The sequence below is a fragment of the Microbulbifer halophilus genome, assembly GCF_026183675.1.
GTDB lineage: Bacteria > Pseudomonadota > Gammaproteobacteria > Pseudomonadales > Cellvibrionaceae > Microbulbifer > Microbulbifer halophilus.
On sequence record NZ_JAPIVK010000025.1, the window covers coordinates 38,503 to 58,855 of the forward strand.

At 61.8% G+C, this 20,353-nt stretch carries 16 protein-coding genes; 15 read left to right on the plus strand and 1 reads right to left on the minus strand.

Translation table 11 applies throughout. From position 1 onward, the window contains the following. The first annotated feature begins 215 nt into the window (after positions 1 to 215). From OQE62_RS13565 to OQE62_RS13595, 7 genes are all read left to right on the plus strand, one after another. Positions 216 to 686, plus strand: a complete 471-nt coding sequence (locus OQE62_RS13565; RefSeq protein WP_265722580.1) for a hypothetical protein — start codon at positions 216 to 218, stop codon at positions 684 to 686. Beyond that, positions 683 to 1,642, plus strand: a complete 960-nt coding sequence (locus tag OQE62_RS13570) for a histone deacetylase family protein (protein ID WP_265722581.1) — start codon at positions 683 to 685, stop codon at positions 1,640 to 1,642. The genes OQE62_RS13565 and OQE62_RS13570 overlap by 4 nt, the downstream gene beginning before the upstream one ends. A gap of 258 nt (positions 1,643 to 1,900) precedes the next feature. Then, positions 1,901 to 3,634 (plus strand): class I SAM-dependent DNA methyltransferase, encoded by a 1,734-nt coding sequence (locus tag OQE62_RS13575; RefSeq protein WP_265722582.1) that lies wholly within the window; start codon positions 1,901 to 1,903, stop codon positions 3,632 to 3,634. After that, positions 3,624 to 5,087 carry a restriction endonuclease subunit S gene (locus tag OQE62_RS13580; RefSeq protein WP_265722583.1) on the plus strand — a complete coding sequence of 488 codons (1,464 nt, stop codon included), beginning with the start codon at positions 3,624 to 3,626 and terminating at the stop codon, positions 5,085 to 5,087. The genes OQE62_RS13575 and OQE62_RS13580 overlap by 11 nt, the downstream gene beginning before the upstream one ends. Continuing rightward, positions 5,080 to 6,261: a DUF4268 domain-containing protein gene (locus OQE62_RS13585; RefSeq protein WP_265722584.1), complete on the plus strand. Its 1,182-nt coding sequence runs from the start codon at positions 5,080 to 5,082 to the stop codon at positions 6,259 to 6,261. Before OQE62_RS13580 ends, OQE62_RS13585 begins: the two co-directional genes overlap by 8 nt. Beyond that, positions 6,258 to 8,147 carry an RNA-binding domain-containing protein gene (locus OQE62_RS13590; RefSeq protein ID WP_265722585.1) on the plus strand — a complete coding sequence of 630 codons (1,890 nt, stop codon included), beginning with the start codon at positions 6,258 to 6,260 and terminating at the stop codon, positions 8,145 to 8,147. The genes OQE62_RS13585 and OQE62_RS13590 overlap by 4 nt, the downstream gene beginning before the upstream one ends. A 6-nt stretch (positions 8,148 to 8,153) precedes the next feature. Next, positions 8,154 to 11,312, plus strand: coding sequence for a type I restriction endonuclease subunit R (locus tag OQE62_RS13595; RefSeq protein WP_265722586.1), 3,159 nt, complete (start codon positions 8,154 to 8,156; stop codon positions 11,310 to 11,312). 132 nt (positions 11,313 to 11,444) lie between these two features. Here the strand turns inward: OQE62_RS13595 and malT are convergent, their stop codons facing one another. Further along, complete coding sequence (gene malT / locus OQE62_RS13600; RefSeq protein WP_265722587.1) at positions 11,445 to 14,156, minus strand: HTH-type transcriptional regulator MalT; 2,712 nt, start codon at positions 14,154 to 14,156, stop codon at positions 11,445 to 11,447. 239 nt (positions 14,157 to 14,395) lie between these two features. Between malT and OQE62_RS13605 the strand changes: the two genes are divergently transcribed. The 8 genes from OQE62_RS13605 (at position 14,396) to OQE62_RS13640 (ending at position 20,348) form a co-directional block, all read left to right on the plus strand. After that, positions 14,396 to 15,292, plus strand: coding sequence for a hypothetical protein (locus tag OQE62_RS13605; RefSeq protein ID WP_265722588.1), 897 nt, complete (start codon positions 14,396 to 14,398; stop codon positions 15,290 to 15,292). 36 nt (positions 15,293 to 15,328) lie between these two features. Further along, a complete protein-coding gene (locus OQE62_RS13610; protein ID WP_322746579.1) occupies positions 15,329 to 15,979 on the plus strand; it encodes an MBL fold metallo-hydrolase in 651 nt (216 codons plus the stop codon). A 37-nt stretch (positions 15,980 to 16,016) separates the two neighbouring features. Then, positions 16,017 to 16,649, plus strand: a complete 633-nt coding sequence (locus OQE62_RS13615) for a DUF2799 domain-containing protein (RefSeq protein ID WP_265722589.1) — start codon at positions 16,017 to 16,019, stop codon at positions 16,647 to 16,649. A 28-nt stretch (positions 16,650 to 16,677) separates the two neighbouring features. After that, a complete protein-coding gene (locus tag OQE62_RS13620) occupies positions 16,678 to 17,109 on the plus strand; it encodes a hotdog fold thioesterase (RefSeq protein ID WP_265722590.1) in 432 nt (143 codons plus the stop codon). Next, complete coding sequence (locus tag OQE62_RS13625; RefSeq protein ID WP_265722591.1) at positions 17,106 to 17,813, plus strand: M48 family metallopeptidase; 708 nt, start codon at positions 17,106 to 17,108, stop codon at positions 17,811 to 17,813. Before OQE62_RS13620 ends, OQE62_RS13625 begins: the two co-directional genes overlap by 4 nt. A gap of 30 nt (positions 17,814 to 17,843) precedes the next feature. Beyond that, positions 17,844 to 19,223 (plus strand): 23S rRNA (uracil(1939)-C(5))-methyltransferase RlmD, encoded by a 1,380-nt coding sequence (rlmD, locus tag OQE62_RS13630; protein ID WP_265722592.1) that lies wholly within the window; start codon positions 17,844 to 17,846, stop codon positions 19,221 to 19,223. A gap of 244 nt (positions 19,224 to 19,467) precedes the next feature. Further along, complete coding sequence (locus OQE62_RS13635) at positions 19,468 to 19,836, plus strand: DUF2750 domain-containing protein (protein ID WP_265722593.1); 369 nt, start codon at positions 19,468 to 19,470, stop codon at positions 19,834 to 19,836. 140 nt (positions 19,837 to 19,976) lie between these two features. Continuing rightward, positions 19,977 to 20,348, plus strand: coding sequence for a VOC family protein (locus OQE62_RS13640; RefSeq protein WP_265722594.1), 372 nt, complete (start codon positions 19,977 to 19,979; stop codon positions 20,346 to 20,348). The last annotated feature ends 5 nt before the right edge of the window (positions 20,349 to 20,353 follow it).

Sequence of the window (20,353 nt, forward strand, 5' to 3'; positions counted from 1 at the left end):
AGCTCCGCCAGCGGGCCGGGGAGGCCCGCCTGCCAAGGTAGTTCAGTGGCACCCCCGCTTCTAATGCCGCCCTTCCAGTCGATGTGTGCAGGTTCCTTGCAAGCGCAGCTTGCGCCATTGTATAACCATCGATTGAAAAATAGTCAGGAGCTTCTTCGCTCGGGCGTTGATGACGCCACAGGGAATGAAAAACGTTTATATGCAAGGAGGCAACCATGCTCAAAGTGCATGTCTGGCTGCCCGAGGGCAATATGGTGGGGCACGCATCTCTTTCATTTGGTGGTAACTATGTCAGTTTCTGGCCCGAAGACGGTGCGGGAAAGAAAGATCTGAAAATCAAGCGTAGCCATCCCGGGCATTTCATGAAAGCGTTGGATGAAGATATTGAGTCCGAGGGCAATAGGCATCCGGTTACAATAACGATCCAGCGTATAGATTCTGATAAGTTGGAGAATTTCATTCTGGATTTGCAGAGAAAGAATCCACGATATCAATTGGCAAGGTACAATTGCTCGCACGTCGTTGCGGAATGCCTGACAGTGGCGAGTGGGAGAGAGCCAAGTTTTCGTCCATCTGCCCGAGAATATGGAAGAATTGGAGGGACGTTGGGGCGTGGTATCTGGACACCGAGCGAGGTGTTGCGTTATGCCAGGGAGCTTTCCGTGACTGGTCGGGAGATCGCGTGAACGTCTTATACAGTGATCAATATAATATCAACCTTGGGCTGCTTAACTATCTGCATCCCTTTGACGGGGTTAAGTTCCAGAGAATCCATAAAGCTTTGGAAGATAATGAAAAAGTAGATTTCCTGAGTCCTGACGTCCCCGTGGATATGGAGATTGTCGACGGCTTTCTTTCCAGCATAATGAGAAAGAAAGTCAGGGACTCTGTTTTTGTTTTCAGGGCTCTTGAAGTTCCGAAACTCCCGTTTGTCAGCTTTAACTTTTTGGACAGAAAGATACTCACCCCGATGCGCTGGGGCGTCGCCGGAACCATGCTGGGCGCGGAAAAGGCACTGAGCAGCGGGGATATCTACTGGAACCTTTCCGGCGGCTACCACCACGCCATGCAGCAGAATATGGAAGGTTTCTGCATCTACAACGATATCGGCATCTGTCATCAACAGCTGGTAAAGCGCGGCCTTCTGTCTCCCGAAGACAAAATCCTGATCATCGACACCGATGCCCACCATGGCAACGGCAACGCCTACACCTTTATGGACAACGACCGGGTAACGCTGCTGGACGTTTACAATGCCGGTATCTATCCAACGTCTGGCTATACCCGCGACCGCGTCGATATACCCGTCCCTCTTCCCCCGGGCACGGAGGGGGAAACCTACCTGCAGCGATACAATGATGCCTTGGAAAAGCTGGACGGCGATTACCGGCTGGCATTCGTCGTCGCCGGCACCGATGTCCTCACCAGCGACAAGCTGGGCGGTCTCTGCCTGACCACCGAGGATGTGGTCGAGCGGGAAAGGCTGACCGTCCGGGCGCTCAAAAAACGTTCAACTCCAGCTGTCCTCCTCGGCGGAGGTGGCTATTCCAGGGACAGCGCCGGCAGCGTGATAGCCGCAATTTCCGCCTGCTCCGAGCTGCTTCCGTCCCCTCATGCCGCCAGAGAAGCACTGAGCCACTAGCCCGCCCAGCAGAAGAGCCGGCGGGCGTCCCACAGGCCGTAAGGTTTTGATAGCATGACGTCTGATACCTCCGACCGGTGCTGCTGAGATGGCCCCGCGGGGGATACCCGGACCAACCCACCTCGACGCACGCGAACTGCCGGCACTGCGCCAGCCGTTACGCCTGTGGTTGGGCTGTATCCGCGGGATTCGGGGCTGTACGGCCCTATAGCGGATTATTTGCAGAGCGGTCCGATCGATTCGAGTTGTGAGTAAAAAATGAACAAAGCTGAGCAGCAATTCCTCAAAGAGCTGGACGACAAGCTCTGGAAGGCCGCGGACAAGCTGCGCGCCAATCTGGACGCGGCCAACTACAAGCACGTGGCACTGGGCCTGATCTTCCTGAAGTATGTCTCCGACGCCTTCGAAGAGCGGCAGGAACAACTGCTGGAGCTGTTCCAGGCCGATGACGACGACAATATCTACTACCTGCCGCGGGAGGACTACGACAGCGACGAAGACTACCTGCAGGCCCTGCGCGAAGAACTGGAGGTGCTGGATTACTACCGCGAGGCCAATGTGTTCTGGGTGCCGATGGCCGCCCGCTGGAGCACGCTAAAGGAAAAGGCCGTGCTGCCCGCGGGATCGGTGCTGTGGAAAGAGGAGCCTTCGGCGGGAAAAAAGGCGGGCAAGGAGGTCAAGCTGCGCTCCGTATCCTGGTTGGTCGACAACGCGCTGGAGGAGATCGAGAAAGCGAATGCCAAGCTCAAGGGCATCCTCAACCGTATTAGTCATTTCCAGCTGGACGACGACAAGCTGATTGGCCTGATCAACACCTTCTCCGATACCTCCTTCACCAGGCCGGAGCACAACGGCGAGCCGCTGAACCTGCACAGCAAGGATATCCTCGGCCATGTGTACGAATACTTCCTCGGCCAGTTCGCGCTGGCCGAGGGCAAGCAGGGCGGCCAGTACTATACGCCCAAGAGTATCGTCACCCTGATCGTGGAGATGCTGGAACCCTACTCCGGCCGCGTCTACGATCCGGCCATGGGCTCCGGTGGTTTCTTCGTCTCCAGCGATAGGTTTATCGAGGAACACGCCAGGGAGCAGCGCTACAACGCCGCCGAGCAGAAAAAGCATATCTCCGTCTACGGCCAGGAATCCAACCCCACCACCTGGCGCCTGGCGGCGATGAATATGGCCATCCGCGGTATCGACTTCAATTTCGGCAACAAGAATGCCGACAGCTTTCTCGACGACCAGCACCCGGACCTGCGCGCCGACTTCGTCATGGCCAACCCGCCGTTCAATATGAAGGACTGGTGGAGCGAGTCCCTGGCCGGCGACGCCCGCTGGAAATACGGTACGCCGCCGAAGGGCAACGCCAACTTCGCCTGGATGCAGCATATGCTGCACCACCTGGCCCCCGCCGGCAGCATGGCGCTGCTGCTGGCCAACGGCTCCATGAGCTCCAATACCAACAACGAGGGCGAGATCCGCCGGCGCCTGGTGGAGGAGGATCTGGTGGAGTGCATGGTGGCCCTGCCGGGGCAGCTGTTCACCAACACCCAGATCCCCGCCTGTATCTGGTTCCTGACCAAGGACAAGACCAACGGCCTGGTGCTGGACGAGAAAAAGCGCGATCGCCGCGGCCAGTTCCTGTTTATCGACGCCCGCAACCTGGGCTATATGCGCGACCGGGTGCTGCGCGATTTCACCAACGAGGATATCGCCAGCATTGCCGACACCTTCCACGCCTGGCAGCGCGGCGAGGGCTACGAGGACGTGGCCGGCTTCTGCAAATCCGTCGAGCTGGACCAGATCGAGAAGCACGACTTCGTGCTGACCCCGGGGCGCTATGTGGGCGCGCCGGAGCAGGAGGATGACGGGGAACCGTTTGCGGACAAGATGGCGCGGTTGACCGGGCAGCTGAAGGCGCAGTTTGCCGAGAGCGAGCGGCTGGAGGTGGAGATTAAGCGGAATCTTGGGGGGCTGGGGTATGAGCTCTGAGTGGCCTTTACTAACCTTGGAGGATGTGGCCGTTCCGAGAGGCGTTGTTGATGGGCCATTTGGCTCAAATTTGAAAGCTTCTTGCTACGTGGAGTCAGGAATCCCAGTAATAAGGGGCAGCAATTTGACGGTAGGTCCTCATCGTTTCAAATCCGAGGAGTTTGTCTATGTCGGTGAGGAGACCTTTAAAAGGCTAAGTCGTAGCGAATGCCGTCCGAACGACATTATTTTCACGAAGAAGGGAACGCTAGGGCAAACAGGATTAGTGCCTAGTGATAGTCAAATAGAAAAATACCTCATATCTTCAAATCAGATGAGGCTCCGAGTTGATCCCGAGAAGGCATTGCCAGAATACGTTTATTACTGGGTGTCATCCAAATGGGCTATCCAGAAAATTAAGCAGGACTCCGAGTTCACTGGAGTTCCTAAGATAAACCTTGAGTACCTAAAGAAATTTGCAATCCGGATACCACCTTTGTCGCAACAAACTGCGATAGCAAAGATCCTGGGGTACCTGGACAAGAAAATTGAACTCAACTATCAAATTAACCAAACCCTCGAACAGATGGCCCAGGCCGTCTTTAAAAGCTGGTTTGTCGATTTCGAGCCGGTCAAGGCCAAGATGGCGGCGCGCAAGCGCTGGCAGGCCACACAGCCGGGCAATGAGGCCGCGTCGCCGGTCTGCTACGCGGGTGAGCAGGGAGGTCCTGCTGCCGGCGAGGACCTCGAAACCACCATGAACCTCGCTGCCATGCAGGCCATCTCCGGCAAGAATCGGGAGGAGTTGGCCCGTCTCCAGAGCGAGCAGCCCGAGCAGTACGCCGAGCTGCGCGTCACCGCGGAACTGTTTCCGTCCGCTATGCAGGACAGTGAGTTGGGAGAGGTGCCGGAAGGATGGGGGCCGGTTCGGCTAGAGCGATATATAGAGCTTGCATACGGGAAGGCTCTAAAAAAATCTTCGCGTGTTGAAGGTCCGTACCCTGTATATGGTTCTGGAGGTATTACTGGATCTCACAATGACTTTCTGGTGCCGGGGCCTGGTATCGTTGTTGGTAGAAAAGGAACCGTTGGCAGTATTTACTGGGAGACGAAAGACTTCTACCCCATAGACACAACTTACTACGTGTTGGTAAAAAACGGGTGCTCGCTACCTTTTGCATATTATTTGCTACACACGCTTGGGCTTGATGGCATGAATACAGATGCTGCGGTACCAGGGCTGAATAGAAATAACGTTTATCGTTTGGAAGTTCCATGTTACTCCTTGGAGCTTATGGAACGTTTTTCCCTGACGGTAAATTCCATCTCTAAGATGAAATCCGCTTCTAACAATGAAACTCAATCGTTGATTGAGTTGAGAGATACTTTGTTGCCAAAACTCCTCTCCGGCGAACTGACCCTACCCGCCACCGAAACACAGGAACCCGAACTACCAAAGGTCGCCAATGTATAAGATAGATCCAGCCCACAACCGGATAGCGCCGCTGGAACCCTGCCGTTTCGGCGAGCTGGGCTTTGGCGAGCGCCGGCATCTGCAGGAGTGGCTGGAGAACTGCCCGCAGGCGCTGGCGCAGGGCGACGGCGAGGAGCTGTTGGTTATCCAGAAAGAGTTCGACGGCTTCGACGATACCCGCGAGCGGCTGGACCTGCTGGCCATCGACAAGGAGGGCAACCTGGTGATTATTGAGAACAAGCTCGATGACACCGGCCGCGACGTGGTCTGGCAGGCGCTCAAGTACGCCGGCTACTGCGCCAACCTGAGCAAGGCGCAGGTGGTGGATATCTACCAGCGCTACCTGAACCAGAAGGGCCAGCAGAGCGGCCGGCCAGCGGAGAGTGCCGCCGACAAACTGGTGGAATTTCTGGAAGTGGATGGCCTGGAGGCGGCCCAGATCAACCGTATCAAGAGCCAGCGGCTGATCTTCGTGGCCGCCCGCTACCGCAAGGAGGTCACCAACACCGTGCTCTGGTTGAGCCAGTTCGGCATCGCCTGCCAGTGCTTCAAGGTGACGCCCTACCGGGCCGGCAATGAGCTCTTCCTCAATGTGGAGCAGATTATCCCCACGCCGGAGTCCTCGGAATTTATGATCGGCATGGTGGCCAAGGAAACCGAGGAGAAGAATGCCGACAGCGAACAGAAGCACCGCCATACGCTGCGGCTCGCCTTCTGGGAGCGGGCGCTGGAGGCCTTCGGCCGGAGCCGCTGCACCCTGTACAACAATATCAGCCCGGCCAGGGACCACTGGCTCTACGCCGGCTCTGGGGTTTCCTCTGTGCCCTTCTCGCTGATCTTCGGCAAGGGCGAGATCCGCGTGGAGCTGAATATCGGGCGCCGCAACGCCGACGAGAACCGCTATGTCTTCGAGGGGCTGCGCGCCCGGCAGGGGGAGATAGAGGAACGCTTCGGGCAGTCGCTGGAGTGGTTGCCGCTTCCGGATAAAAAGTCCTGCCGCATCCAGTATGCGAAACCGGTGGACGGCTATGACCGGGCCAACTGGCCGGAGATGATAGAGTGGCTGGTCGAGCATATGGCCCGGCTGGAAGACGCCTTGCGCGAGCCGTTGAAGGAAATCAACCAGCAGCTCAAGCGGGAAGTGTTCGAGTCCGGCGAGTTAGTGCATGATTGAGCGACAACGATAAGGACATTGGCAGCTCCATGATGGAAATCGACTCCCTGGAAGATATCGCCGCGCTCAAGGAGAGTGTCGATGTGGAGTGCAAGCTGGCGGCGGGCCGGGATGGCAATGGCAAGTTGCCGAAGGATTTCTGGGAAACCTACAGCGCCTTTGCCAACACCTATGGCGGTGACGTTTTCCTCGGTATCCGCGAGCTTGCCGCCGGCCGCTTCGAACTGGCCGGTATCGACGATCCCGACAAGGTCATCGACGAACTCTGGACCGGACTGAACAATCCGCAGAAAGTCAGCAACTGCGTGCTGCGCGACCGCTGGGTGAGGGTTCTCACCATCGACGGCCACTCGGTCATTCATATCCATATCCCCCAGGCCACCCGCAAGCAGCGGCCCGTATATATCAAGGGCAATCCCCTGGTCGGAACCTATATCCGCCGCAACAGCACCGACCAGCGCCAGGGCGAGGAGTCGGTGCGCAGGATGCTGGCCGAGCAGGTGGAGGATTCCCGGGACGGCGAGATACTGCGGGGCTACGGGCTGGACGACCTGGATATCGACAGCTTCAACCAGTACCGCCAGATGTATATCAACCGCCAGCCCGACCATCCCTGGAACCAGCTGGACGCGCAGGAATTCCTGTACCGCATCGGCGGCTGGCGCCGGGACCGGGAGACGGGGCACTCGGGATTGACCCGCGCGGGCCTGCTGATGTTTGGCCAACTGACGCCAATCAAGGAGGCCTTCCCCAACTATATGCTGGATTACCAGGAGCGGCCCGAGCCCAGGGCGGAGCTGCGCTGGGTGGACCGGCTGACACTGGACGGCTCCTGGTCCGGCAATCTCTTCGACTTCTACCGCCGCGTTATCCGCAAGCTGACCACGGACCTGAAGATTCCCTTCCTGCTCGAGGGGGACCAGCGGCAGGACGACACCTCGGTGCACAAGGCTCTACGTGAAGCGCTGGTCAACACGCTGGTGCACGCGGATTTCTCCGGACGGGCATCGATCCTGGTGGTCAAGCGGCCGGATATGTTCGGCTTTCGCAACCCGGGCCTGATGCGGGTGCCGGTGGATATCGCCGTGGCCGGTGGCAACAGCGACTGCCGCAACCGCCTGCTGCAGGACATGTTCCGCTATATCGGTCTCGGCGAGAACGCCGGCTCCGGCCTGCCCAAGATTTTCCAGGGCTGGGCCGGCCAGCACTGGCGGCGGCCGGTGCTGCGCGAACACGGCTCGCCGAGCGAACAGACGTTGCTGGAACTGCATATGCTGAGCCTGGTGCCGGAAAAGGTGCTGGGCGACCTGGAGGCGATGCTGGGTGATCAGGTCTTCGCCGGACTGACGGATAACGAGCGGCTGGTATTGGCCACCGCGCGGATCGAGATCACGGTGGATCACAGCAGAATGATGTCGATCCTGGATCTCCACCCGCGCGACCTGACGCTGCTGTTCTCCGGCCTGGTGGACAAGGGCCTGCTGGAGCGCGCGGGCTCGGGCCGCGGCACCGTCTACTTCTTGCCGGATGCCCGCGCCCGGGATCTGCTGGCGGAGAGCGACAATGGAGAAGGAGATATCGCCAAAGGTCCGGAGCTGGGGTCCGGACCTTTGGCGGCAGGGTTCGGACATTGGGAGCTTCTGCGGGACATTGCCCGGCCCGTAGCGGCGCGCGGCAAGGCGCCGCGAGAGGAAGTGGAATCGGTAATCAAGGCGCTGTGCGAGCAGCAGTCCCTGCGCCTCGAGGAACTGGAGCAACTGCTGAACCGGTCCGCCGAATCCCTGCGCAAGCACTATCTGCAGCCGCTGGTGAAGTCCAAGCAGCTACAGCTGAAATACCCGACCAAACCGAACCACCCGCAACAGGCCTACCAGCGAGGAGAGTGACAGCCCATGATGACCGAGGAGTCCCTGGAGCGGCAGTGTTTGCAGTGGTTTGCAGACGGCGGTTGGGAAGTGGGGCACGGACCCGATATAGCCCCCGACGGCGACGCCCCGGAGCGGCGTGACTATCGCCAGGTGCTGCTGTCCGCCGATCTGGAGGCGGCCATCCGCCGCATCAATCCGCACCTGCCCGCGAGTGCCGTCGAGCAGGCGCTGGCGGTGGCCGGCAGACCGGAAAGCCCCGATGTGACCACCAGCAATTGGGTGTTTCACCGCCTGCTGCTCGACGGGGTAGTGGTCGAGTACAAGAACCGGGGCATGACGGTCCACGACCGGGCGTTTCTGATGGATTTCGACGATCTCTCGGCCAACCGTTTTCGCGTGATCAACCAGTACACCCTGTCGGGCAGCAAACAGCTCCGCCGCCCGGATGTGGTCTGCTTTATCAACGGCCTGCCCCTGGCAGTGCTGGAGCTCAAGAATCCCAACAGCGAGAACGCCGATATCTGGGATGCGTTCAACCAGATCCAGACCTACAGGGAGGAAATCCCGGACCTGTTTGTCTACAACGCGGCCTCGATTATCAGCGATGGCTACAACGCTAGGGTTGGCTCGCTGACGGCGAACCGCGAGCGCTTTATGCCCTGGCGCACCATTCGCGACGAGGGCGACAAGCCGCTGCTGGACTGGCAGCTGGAAGCCGTGGTGCGGGGCTTTTTCGACCGGGCGCTGTTCCTCGATTACCTGCGCTATTTCATTCTTTTCGAGAGGGATTCCGACCGGCTGACCAAGAAGATTGCCGGCTATCACCAGTTCCATGCGGTGCGCGAGGCGGTAAAGGCAACGGTTACAGCGGCCCGGCAGATGGACGGGCCGGAAGTCCGCGAGAAAAGGGCCACCTACGGCGATGAGGTGGTGCCCGGCAGTAAGAAGGCCGGCGTAGTCTGGCACACCCAGGGCTCTGGCAAGAGCATCTCCATGTGCTGCTACGCGGGCAAGCTGTTGCAACAGCCGGAAATGAACAACCCCACGCTGATTGTGGTGACCGACCGCAACGACCTGGACGGCCAGCTGTATGCCACTTTCAGCAATGCCCGCGAGCTGCTGAAGCAGGAGCCGGTGCAGGTTGGGGATCGGGAGCAACTGCGCCAGCTGCTGGCCGAGCGGGAATCCGGCGGCATTATCTTCACCACGGTGCAGAAGTTCGCGCTGCTGGAAGGTGAGGCCGGCCATCCGGTTCTGAACGGCCGCCACAATATCGTGGTGATCTCCGATGAGGCCCACCGCAGCCAGTACGGCCTGAAGGCGACCCTGAAGAAGGACGGCCGCTACAAGTTCGGCTATGCGAAGCATATGCGCGACGCGCTGCCGAACGCCTCCTTTATCGGTTTTACCGGTACCCCCATCGCCAGCGAGGACAGGGACACCCGCGCGGTGTTCGGCGACTATGTGTCCATCTACGATATCCAGGACGCGGTGGACGACGGCGCTACGGTGCCCATCTACTACGAATCCCGGCTGGCCAAGCTCGACATCAACCGCGAAGCCATCGACGAGCTCTCGCAACAAGTGGAGGAGGTCGTCGAAGACGAGGAGGACATCAGCTCCCGCGAGAGGACCAAGGGTGAGTGGAGCCGGCTGGAAAAGCTGGTGGGTGCCGGGCCGCGCCTGAGGGAGGTGGCTGCGGACCTGGTGCAGCACTTCGAGACCCGCAATGCGTCGATGGATGGCAAGGCCATGATCGTGGCCATGAGCCGGGATATCTGTGCCCATCTCTATAACGAAATCGTGGCGCTGCGACCGGATTGGCATGACTCCGACCCGGAAAAGGGCGCGATCAAGATCGTGATGACCGGCTCCGCCTCCGACAAACCCCTGCTGCAACCGCATATCTACAACAAGCAGACCAAGAAACGGCTGGAAAAGCGTTTCAAGGATAGCAGCGACCCGCTCAAGCTGGTGATTGTGCGCGATATGTGGCTGACCGGCTTCGATGCCCCCTGCTGCCACACCATGTATGTGGACAAACCCATGCGGGGCCACAACCTGATGCAGGCCATCGCGCGGGTGAACCGCGTTTTCAAGGACAAGCCCGGTGGCTTGGTGGTGGATTACATCGGCATCGCGAATGAATTGAAGCAGGCACTGAAAACCTACACCGACGCGAAGGGGAAGGGCGAGCCCACCCACAGTACGGGGGAGGCCTATGCCATCCTGCTGGAGAGACTGGATAGTATTCGTGGCATGTTCGCCAAGGGGCCCCGCGGTGACGGCTTCGACTACAGCGGTTTTGAGGAGGACCCCAACAGCCTGCTGGTTCCCACGGCCAACTACATTCTGGGCCTGGAAGATGGCAAGAAGCGTTTCCTCGATACCTTGCTGGCCATCAACAAGGCCTACTCCCTGTGCAGTACCCTGGACGAGGCCCGCACCCTGCATAAGGAGGTGGCTTTCCTGTCCGCGGTCAAGGCGGCGATCGTCAAGCACACTAGCGTGGACAGAAAGCTCACTCGCGAGGAAAAGAACTCCGCACTCAAGCAGATCCTGGACAATGCGCTGGTCTCGGAAGGCGTCACGGACGTGTTTGCCTTGTGTGGTCTCGACAAGCCCAATATCGGCCTGCTATCCGACGAGTTCCTGGAAGACGTGCGGCAGATACCCTACAGGAACTTTGCGGTAGAACTGCTGGAGAAACTGCTGAAAGATGACATCAAAGCGAAAACCCGCAATAACGTGGTGCAGGAGAAAAAGTACAGCGACCGCCTGCGGGAAACCCTGCGCAAGTACAACAATCGCGGTATCGAGACCGCCCAAGTGATCGAGGAACTGATTGCCATGGCGAAACAGTTCCAGGCCGACCTGGAACGGGATGCTGCTCTTGGTTTGAACCAAGACGAGATAGCCTTCTACGACGCCCTGGCCGATAACCAAAGCGCCGTGCGAGAGTTGGGCGACGACATCCTGAAGAAGATCGCCGTGGAGATCACCGACAAACTGCGCAAATCCACTACTGTGGACTGGCAGGTGCGGGAAAGTGTGCGAGCGAAACTGCGGATTCTGGTTCGCAGGACACTGCGGCGATACAAGTATCCACCGGACGATGCGCCGCAAGCGGTGGAGCTGATTTTGCAACAGGCCGAGAAGTTATCAAATGCGTGGAGCCATTGAGGGCTTTCGGCTTGAAGGCTTCGCACCATGGATCGGGGGGCTTTGGCGGGCCTGAGGCCCGCGTGCGGAGCTGGAGCTCCGCGGTCCCGGTATCCCCTCTCCCCAGCCCCTCTTCCTAGAGGAGAGCGGAGTTTATTGATCCTGCACCGACCGCAACATCTGCTCCGCCAGCGCAATCGCCTCTTGCCGGTCTTTGACGTCCAGCTTCTGGTAGAGGCTGCGGATATGGGTCTTGATGGTGCTGGGGGCCACCTTGAAGTGGCGGGCGATGCGCTCGTTGGAGAGGCCCGAGTGGATGGCGTTCAGCACCTGCCACTCGCGCGGGGTCAGCGGTGAGTGGCGCAGGAAGTCCGGCACGGCGTTGCTGTCGAGTATCTCGCGGATGATGGTTTCGTCGAGCTCGATGCGGATGCCACCGTCCAGTTCCGGTTGCTGCTGGGCCAGGCGGATCAGCGATTCGGCGGTGTTCCGCTCGGCATCGCTGAGGTCGGTTTCCAGCGCTGCCTTCAGGATCACGATCAGCGGCTTGCCGATCTGCAGGAAGCTGGCGCGGAAGTCGCGCTCGGCGGCGATGCTCAGGGCCTCGCGGATGGCGTCCAGGGCACTGTCGCGCTGCTCCCGCAACCACAGGAGGTGCGCTTCCTGCACCAGGTTGCGCAGACAGTCGGTGACCAGGCCGCAGTCGCGGGCCACCTGCAGCAGGCGGGTGAGCAGGCGGTTGGCGTCGGACCAGCGGTGCAGCTCGATCAGGGCGCGGACATGATTGCGGCCGTTGCACTGTTCGAAGTGGTTGGCGGGTCTGTCCGCCACCGGCTGCGACTGTTCCAGCCAGGCGTATATGGCCTCGCGGTCGTCCAGCGCGCGCCAGGCGCGGATGCGCGCGGCGTCGGCGTTGGCGATCCAGTCCAGGTGGTAGCGCTCGCCGGCCATCAGCCGATCGATGCGCGCCAGCCACTCGAGGGATTCCTCCTTCTCGCCGCGGGCCTGGGACACTTTCAGCAGCAGCGTGTATTCCGGCAACAGCCAGCGCTCGCCCACCTTGCGGTTGATTTGCATGCCGCGGCGGGCGGAGGCGGCGGCGCCGTCCAGGTCAACCTGTTCCCACTGCAGCTGGCCGCGCAGGCGGCAGATGAATTCGGAGATGGGCAGGCCCACGAGGTGGTGTTCCTGCACCAGGCGCTGGGCGCGCTCCTGCAGCGCGTCGGCCTTTTTCATCAGCCCCTGGGCGATGGCGATCTCGGTCTGCTGGCAGACGGCCCAGGTGGCGCTGGGGTAGTCCTGTTCCGCCAGCGCCAGGGACTCCACCTCGCGCATATGCTGCTCCGCCGCGGCCAGCTCGCCGAGGCAGAAGCCGGTCTCGCCGGTCACCAGCAGCGCGGCGATGCGGTCGCCGGGCTGGTCGTCGCGCAGCAGCGTCAATGCCTCCTCGGCGTACTCCTTGGCCAGCAGCGTCCGGCCGCGGGCCACGGCGGCCTGGGCGCGGGCGGCGGCGAAGGCGCCCTCGAAGTCGCGCCACTGGGCCGGGTCCTGGCGCTGCAGCCAGCTCTCGGCGGCAGCCAGGTACTTCTCGCACTGGCCGTGTTCGTAGTTCTCCTGCGCCAGCTTGGCGGCGATCAACGCGAAGCGGGCGTTGCGGCGCAGCTTGTCCTCGCCCAGCCAGGTCAGGCTGTCCTTTAGCAGGCGGCTCTGGCCCTCGCGCAGCAGCTGTTCGCCGCGGTCGGCGAGCAGTTGTTCGGCGCGTTCGCTGTCGCCGGCCTCGAGGGCGTGGCGCAGCGCCTCCAGCGGTTGGCCCATTTCCAGCCAGGTGTCGCAGGCGGTGCTGTGCAGTTGCTCCAGCTGTGCCCTGTCGGTGAGCTGGCGCTGCAGGAAGCGCGCGAATACCGGGTGGTAGCGGAACCAGCGGCGGCTGGAATCCTGCGCCTGCAGGAAGAGGCCGCGCCGGGCGGTCTGTTCCAGCAGCTGCTGGCCGTCGCCGAGACCGCTCAGTCTCTCCGCCAGCTGCGCGTTGACGCGGGTCAGGATGGAGGTGCTGGCGAGCAGTTCGCGCAGCTCGGGTTCCAGGCGCTCGAGTACCTCCTCGGCCAGGTAGTCGAGAATATGGCTGTGGCCCTGTTCCAGCTCGGCGAAGTAGTGATCCACCTCGGCGCGGTCGCGCACTGACAGGGCGAACAGTTGCACCGCCGGCGGCCAGCCCTCGCTCAACTGGTGCAACTGGTCCACACGGTCGTTGTCCAGGGAAAAAGGCAGTCGCTGTTTCAGCAGTTGCGCTATCTCGCCGCTGGTGAGCGCCAGCTCGCTGCTGCCCAGTTCCAGCAGGCGGCCGGACACGCGTAGCGAAGCCAGTCCCAGCGGGGGCTGGCTGCGGCTGGTGAGCACCACGCCGATGCCCGCCGGCGCGTGGCGCAGCAGGAAGCGGGTAGCGTCGTGCACGGCGCGGTTGTCGATCTGGTGGTAGTCGTCCAGCACGATGCGCAGCTCGCTCGGCAGGCCGCGCAGTTCCGCCAGCATCTGGCTGATGATCAGCGCCGCGTCCGGGTGCTGCTGGGCGGCCAGCAGGCCGTGTGTCTCGGGCACGCCGTTGCCGGTGGCGCGGTGCACGCTCTCCACCAGGTAGCGGCAAAACTGCGCCGGGTCGTTGTCGCTGGCGTCGAGGGAGAACCAGGCCACGGGATTGTCCTGGGTCAGGGCCCAGGAGGACACCAGGGTGGTCTTGCCGTAGCCGGCCGGCGCCGTGACCAGCAGCAACTGATCGCTGTGGCTGTCGTCCAGCAGTGACAGCAGTCGCGGTCGCGGCAGTGTGTGCTCGGGGCAGTCCGGCAGGCTGTACTTGGAGGTCAGTAACATCGCTGGGTGCGGTTCGTCTTTGGTGGTTGATTTTTGTACAGACGAGATTATGCACCATAAGGGTGGCATGGGGACAGGGGTATGACATCCTCCGCCGTCGGGGCGTAGAAGTTTGCAATATGCGGTCCAACTGGTAGTTTCGTCAGGTTCAGCGGTGCCCATTAACAAGAACGACAGGCGCTTCTTCTGACAAAAAGCATCCTCGAAGCGCCGTACGAGAATAAATACAGGGGCGAGAAATGGCCGATATAGTGATTCTGGCAGCGCCGGGTATGGGGGCGGTGGACGAGCGTTTCGCCGACCCGCTGTTCGCCGTATTGCGCGAGGGGCTGGGGGAGGATGACTGGTCGCGGTTGCACTGCGACACCATCCTCTGCCAGGGCCACCTGCAGACCAATATCGAGCGGGTGTTCGAGGGCATGCAGAAGCGCGATATGGACTTCCTGCGCGCGCGCAAGTTCATGCTCTACGGGCTGGCCGAGAGCGCCGCGCAGATGAATGAACTGCAGCAGCGCGGCGGCAACTACGAAAAGACCCAGCAATCCATCTATTCCACCCTGGAAAAGGCCGCCGCGGCCGCCAGCGAGACGGCGCCGGTGATTCTGCTCAGTCACTCGGTGGGCTGTATCAACCTCTCCAATTATCTGTGGGACGCCCAGCGCCCCAGCGTCAACCACGGCATCTGGCGGGACGGCGGTCCCCGCGGCGTACACAAGGGGTCGGCGCGGGACCTGTTCCTGCGGCTCAAAAGCCTCAGCCACTGGTATACCCTCGGCGCCGGCAACCCGCTCTGGTGCGCGGGCATGCCGCGGGAGCAGATACAGGCGGTCACCTCCGATACCCGCGGCTACAACTTTCGCTGGAAGAACTTCTACCACCCCGACGACCTGTTCGGCTGGCCGCTAAAGCCGCTCTCCCCCTCCTACAACCAGTCGGTCTACCGAGACTACGAGACCCGCCCGCTGACAGACTGGAGCGCGTCCAACTGGGGCCCGCAGCTGGTCTCCCACCACGGCTACTGGAGCGACGCGCTGGTACAGCGGCAACTGCTGGAGGACCTGCGGGAACTGCTGAACAGGAACCGCGGCCGCAGACCGGCAACACCGGCGCGAAACCGTGCGGCTGCCGCGGTATAATCTCCGCCACATTCTCAGCAGTAGTGGGTAGCGAATATGTCCCTGCAATTTCACACCGTGCCGGTCACGCCCTTTCAGCAGAACTGCACCCTGCTCTGGTGTGAAGACAGCCTGCGCGCCGCGGTGGTGGATCCGGGCGGCGATATCGACAAGATTCTCGCTGCCGTGGAAGAGCGCGGCCTGAAACTGGAAAAGATCCTGCTGACCCACGGCCACCTGGACCATGTGGGCGGTACCGCCGAGCTGTCGAAGCAGTTGCAACTGCCGATCGAGGGCCCGCACGAGGACGACGCCTTCTGGATCGAACAGCTGGCGCTGCAGACACAGATGTTCGGCTTCCCGCCGGTGGAGACCTTTACCCTGGACCGCTGGCTGCACCAGGGCGACACCGTCACCGTCGGTGACGAGACACTGGAGGTACACCACTGCCCGGGCCACACCCCCGGTCATGTGATTCTGTTCCACCGCCCCACCAACCTGGCGCTGGTGGGCGATGTGTTGTTCGCCGGCTCCATCGGCCGCACGGATTTTCCCCGGGGCGACCACGATACCCTGATCCGCTCCATTAAAGAAAAGCTGTGGCCGCTGGGCGACGAGGTGCGCTTTGTACCCGGCCACGGCCCCATGTCCACCTTCGGTCACGAGCGGCAGACGAATCCCTTCGTGGCCGACAAGCGCTTCGGCTGACGACGCGATCCCGATAACGACAAGCAGTGAGGCCGCCATGCCATTACTGAAACGCCTGCTGATACTGTTGTCCGCACTGCTGGCCGGCTGCGCCGTGGTCTCCGAGGAGGAGTGCCGCGCCGGGCTCTGGTACGAGCGCGGCGTGGAGGACGGCGCCCGTGGCCGCAACCAGTCGCTGGTGTACGATATCGCCCAGACCTGCCAGCAGGAGTACGGGGTGCGCGTCGACAGCGAGGCCTGGCTGCGCGGCCACGAGGAGGGCGTGGAGCAGTTCTGTACTCCGGAAAATGGCTACCGCTACGGCCGCCGGGGGCGCAGCTACAACGGTGTCTGCACAGGCCCCACCGCGGACCTGTTTGTCGACTACTACAAGCAGGGCCTCGCCGACTACCGGGTGGAGCGGCAATACCGCCGACTGGCGGCGCGGCAGGATCACGTCGAGCGCCAGCTGTACGCGGTGAACGCCGCCCTGGCCGGCGCCGAGGACCCGAACCGCATCGGCAGCCTGCGGATGCGCCGCGCGAGCCTCAACCGCGAACTGCAGAGGCTGGATATGCAGATGTTCCGCATCGGCGGCTTTGGCTTTGGCTTTGGCACCGGTTTCGGTTTTGGCGGTGAATCCGGTTTCGGCACCGGCATCGATTTTCTGTTCTGGCCCGGGTTTTACTGAACCGGGCCGTCCCCTGAGAAGTAACACTATGGCAATCTGGCATACCATTCCCTCCCTGGAAGACATCAACCGGAACTCGGCCGGCTGCATGCCCGGTCATATCGGCCTGCAAATCACCGGGATCGGCGACGATTCCCTCACCGGCACCCTGCCGGTGGATCGCCGCACCCGCCAGCCGTTCGGCATACTGCACGGCGGTGCCAGCGTGGTGCTGGCGGAAACCCTCGGCTCCATCGCCGCCAACCTGGTGGTGGACACGGAAAAATTCTACTGCGTGGGCCAGGAGATCAACGCCAACCACCTGCGCCCGGTAGCGGAGGGCGAGGTCACCGGCGTGGCGAAACCGGTGCATATCGGCCGCAGCAGCCAGGTGTGGGAAATCCGCATCAGCGATCCGAGCGGCAAGCTGAGCTGCATTTCCCGCATCACCATGGCCGTGGTGCCCCACGGCGGCCAATGAATACGGCCGAAGAGCACATCTACGAGGATATTCCCTACCGGCTGGTGCGCTCGCCGCGGCGCAAGCGCCTGGGCCTGGTACTGGCGGCATCCGGCGTGGAGGTGCGGATCCCGCAGCGCTGCGCCGCGCGCCACGGCCATCGCTTCCTGCAGGAGAATATCCGCTGGGTGCGGACGCAACTGCTGCGCGCCAGCGAGCGGGCCGCGGAGATCCCGCGGTATCGCTACGGATTCGGCGAGATGTTTCCTTGGCTTGGACGGAAACTGCCGTTGGAGCGCGCGGCGCAGTCGACCGGCGCCGGCGTGCGCGCGGATCGTATCCATCTCTACAGCCGCTATCGCCAGCCGACGGAAGCGCAATTGCAAACCGCCCTGTACAAACTCTACCAGCGCGAGGCGCTGGCGCTGCTGACGGACAAATCCGCCCTCTACGCCGATCGGCTGGACCTGCAGTTTTCGTCGGTGCGCGTGCGCCGCACCAGGAGCAAGTGGGGTCACTGCACCATTCGCGGCGAACTGCAGTACAACTGGCTGGTCTGCCTGGCGCCGGAGCCGGTGGTGGATTACCTGGTGGCCCACGAGGTCTGCCACCTGCGCCACCACAACCACAGCCGCGCCTTCTGGCAACTGGTGGATTCCGTCTGCCCGCGCTACCGCGAGCTGCGCGGCTGGCTCCGGGACAACGGTCACCGTCTGACTGTGTAGACCCTACTTATTTTTTTGTGACTGACTTGTATGGCCGGCAAACCCCGTTTCTTTTCCCCGAAAAAAAAGCCGCAGAAACCGCTGCCCGCGAAAGCCGGGGCGCAGGTGGAAAAATTCAGCCACGATATGCGTGGCATCGCCCGCGTCGGCGGCAAAACCGTATTTATCGACAATGCGCTGCCCGGTGAATCGGTGGCGTTCAAATACAGCGCGCGGCGCTCGAGGTACGACGAGGGCGCGGCGGTGGAAATCCTGCAGCCGTCCGCGGATCGCTGTCAGCCGCGCTGCCCGCACGTGGACCTGTGTGGCGGCTGCGCGGTGCAGCATCTGCAGCCGGCGGTGCAGGTCGCGGAAAAGCAGAAAATCCTGCTGGATCAGTTGGCGCGCTTCGGCGATCTGCAGGTCCCGGAAATACTGCCGCCGCTGGTGGCCGAGCCGTTCGGCTACCGCCGCAAGGGGCGTATCGGCATCCGGGAGATGAAAAAGGGCGAAGTGAAAAAAGGCAAAGGCGCGCGCGAGCTGGTATTCGGCTTCCGCCGCAAGCGCTCCAACGACCTGACCGATATCGGCGAGTGCCATGTACTGCACCCGGCCATCGCCGATCATATTCCGGCCCTGAAACGGCTGGTGGCGGAAAGCGTCGGCCGCGCGCATTTCTCCCAGCTGGAAGTGGCGGTCGGCGACGACGCTGCGGCCGTGGTGCTGCGCCACCTGAAACCGCTGGCGGACGCGGACCGCGAGCGCTGGCTTTCCTTTGCGGAAGCGACCGGCATCCACCTGTATTTGCAGCCGGGCGACGCGAACACGGCACACCGCATCTGGCCCGCGGTCGGCGAGGAGCGGCTCCACTACGAGCTGCCGGAATTCGACCTGGCGCTGGCCTTCCACCCGCTGGACTTTATCCAGGTGAATTCCGCCATTAACCGGCAGATGGTGAGCCGCGCGGTGGAACTGCTGGACCCGCAGCCGGGCGAGCGGGTGTTGGACCTGTTCTGCGGCCTGGGCAATTTCACCCTGCCGCTGGCGCGCCGCGCCGGCGAGGTGGTGGGGGTGGAAGGCGAGGGCGCTCTGACGCAGCGCGGTATCGACAACGCCGCCCGCAACGGCCTCGACAATGTGCAGTTTCACGCCGCCGACCTGACCCGGGATATCCTGTCCCATTCCTGGGCCGGGGGCGGTTTCGATCGCATCCTGCTGGACCCGCCGCGCAGCGGCGCCCTCGAAGTGGTGCGACAGTCGGCGCGCTTCGGCGCGAAGAAAATCGTCTATGTTTCCTGTAATCCCGCCACCCTGGCGCGGGATGCGGGCGAGCTCGCGGCCCTCGGCTACCGCCCGGTTGGCGCCGGCGTCATGGATATGTTTCCGCACACGTCGCACGTCGAAGCCATGGCGGTATTCGAGCGTACCTGAAATCGGGGCCGGCTAGTGTGCCGTACGGGAAGTTCGCAAACAGTTCGCTGCGCCAAAACGCCCAGCTCTGCGTTGAGAAAGCTTGAAATAACGCTGCTATTCCAGCGCTTTCTCGCCTTGATCTGGGCGTTTTGGCTGTGCTCCTTTGTTCGCGAACTTCCCGCACGGCACACTAGAACGCACCGCCGTTGGTGTGCCCCGGATTCTGGCGTAAACTGCGTTCAAACAGTTGAGAGCCCGAGCCATGCCGATCGAACCCCTGAGCGACGATTTCGAAGACAACTGCGCCCGTTTCCTGCCGGAAAGCGCCGAGCTGGGCTGTGTCTGGGCGCTGGAGGGGGAAGAGGGTTTTGCCCTGTGCGAGTCGGAAAAGTACCCGCAGACAGAGGTGATGCCCTTCTGGTCCCGGCGCGAGTTTGCCGAAATCCACGCCGACGGCGAATGGGCCGACTATGGGGTCGTGGCCGTGGATCTCGAGGAGTTTATGGACGACTGGCTCACCGGCATGCACGAAGATGTGATACTGGTGGGCATCAACTGGAACAGCGAGCTGGAGGGCGTGGAGCTGGAGCCGCTGGACCTGCTCGAGCAACTGGAGCAGGAGCTGCAGTAAATACTGCCTCCCAAAATGAATAACGCCCGCTGTAGGAGCCTGCTTGCAGGCGAATAAACCGGAGTCAGCAAGGGCATTGAGAATCTTCGCTTGCAGGCAAGCTCCTACAGAAACAACATACAAAGAATGGGAGTCTCGGGATGGAACAGTTTCTCGGCCTGCGCACCGTCATCTACGGCGTGCCCGATATCGTCGAGGCCAGGGCCTGGTACACGCAGTTGCTGGAGCAGGAACCCTATTTCGACGAGGAGTTCTACGTCGGTTTCAATGTCGGCGGCTACGAACTGGGTTTGAACCCGGATGCCCGCAGTGTCACCAGCCGCGCCGACGGTGTGGTGGCCTACTGGGGCGTCGACAATATGGCGCAACAGGTGGAGCGCCTGAATGCCATGGGCGCGCGCCAGCACAGCGAGGTCGCCGATGTGGGTGGGGGCATCCTGGTAGCGACTTTCCTGGACCCCTACGGCAATATTTTCGGCCTGATTGAAAATCCCCATTTTCGGGCCGGGTAATCAGG

Coding starts and splice junctions, on each gene's coding strand:
- OQE62_RS13565 (WP_265722580.1), top strand. CDS start 216: ATGCTCAAAGTGCATGTCTGGCTGCCCGAGGGCAATATGGTGGGGCAC.
- OQE62_RS13575 (WP_265722582.1), top strand. CDS start 1,901: ATGAACAAAGCTGAGCAGCAATTCCTCAAAGAGCTGGACGACAAGCTC.
- OQE62_RS13580 (WP_265722583.1), top strand. CDS start 3,624: ATGAGCTCTGAGTGGCCTTTACTAACCTTGGAGGATGTGGCCGTTCCG.
- OQE62_RS13585 (WP_265722584.1), top strand. CDS start 5,080: ATGTATAAGATAGATCCAGCCCACAACCGGATAGCGCCGCTGGAACCC.
- OQE62_RS13595 (WP_265722586.1), top strand. CDS start 8,154: ATGATGACCGAGGAGTCCCTGGAGCGGCAGTGTTTGCAGTGGTTTGCA.
- malT (WP_265722587.1), bottom strand. CDS start 14,156: ATGTTACTGACCTCCAAGTACAGCCTGCCGGACTGCCCCGAGCACACA.
- OQE62_RS13605 (WP_265722588.1), top strand. CDS start 14,396: ATGGCCGATATAGTGATTCTGGCAGCGCCGGGTATGGGGGCGGTGGAC.
- OQE62_RS13610 (WP_322746579.1), top strand. CDS start 15,329: ATGTCCCTGCAATTTCACACCGTGCCGGTCACGCCCTTTCAGCAGAAC.
- OQE62_RS13615 (WP_265722589.1), top strand. CDS start 16,017: ATGCCATTACTGAAACGCCTGCTGATACTGTTGTCCGCACTGCTGGCC.
- OQE62_RS13620 (WP_265722590.1), top strand. CDS start 16,678: ATGGCAATCTGGCATACCATTCCCTCCCTGGAAGACATCAACCGGAAC.
- OQE62_RS13625 (WP_265722591.1), top strand. CDS start 17,106: ATGAATACGGCCGAAGAGCACATCTACGAGGATATTCCCTACCGGCTG.
- rlmD (WP_265722592.1), top strand. CDS start 17,844: ATGGCCGGCAAACCCCGTTTCTTTTCCCCGAAAAAAAAGCCGCAGAAA.
- OQE62_RS13635 (WP_265722593.1), top strand. CDS start 19,468: ATGCCGATCGAACCCCTGAGCGACGATTTCGAAGACAACTGCGCCCGT.
- OQE62_RS13640 (WP_265722594.1), top strand. CDS start 19,977: ATGGAACAGTTTCTCGGCCTGCGCACCGTCATCTACGGCGTGCCCGAT.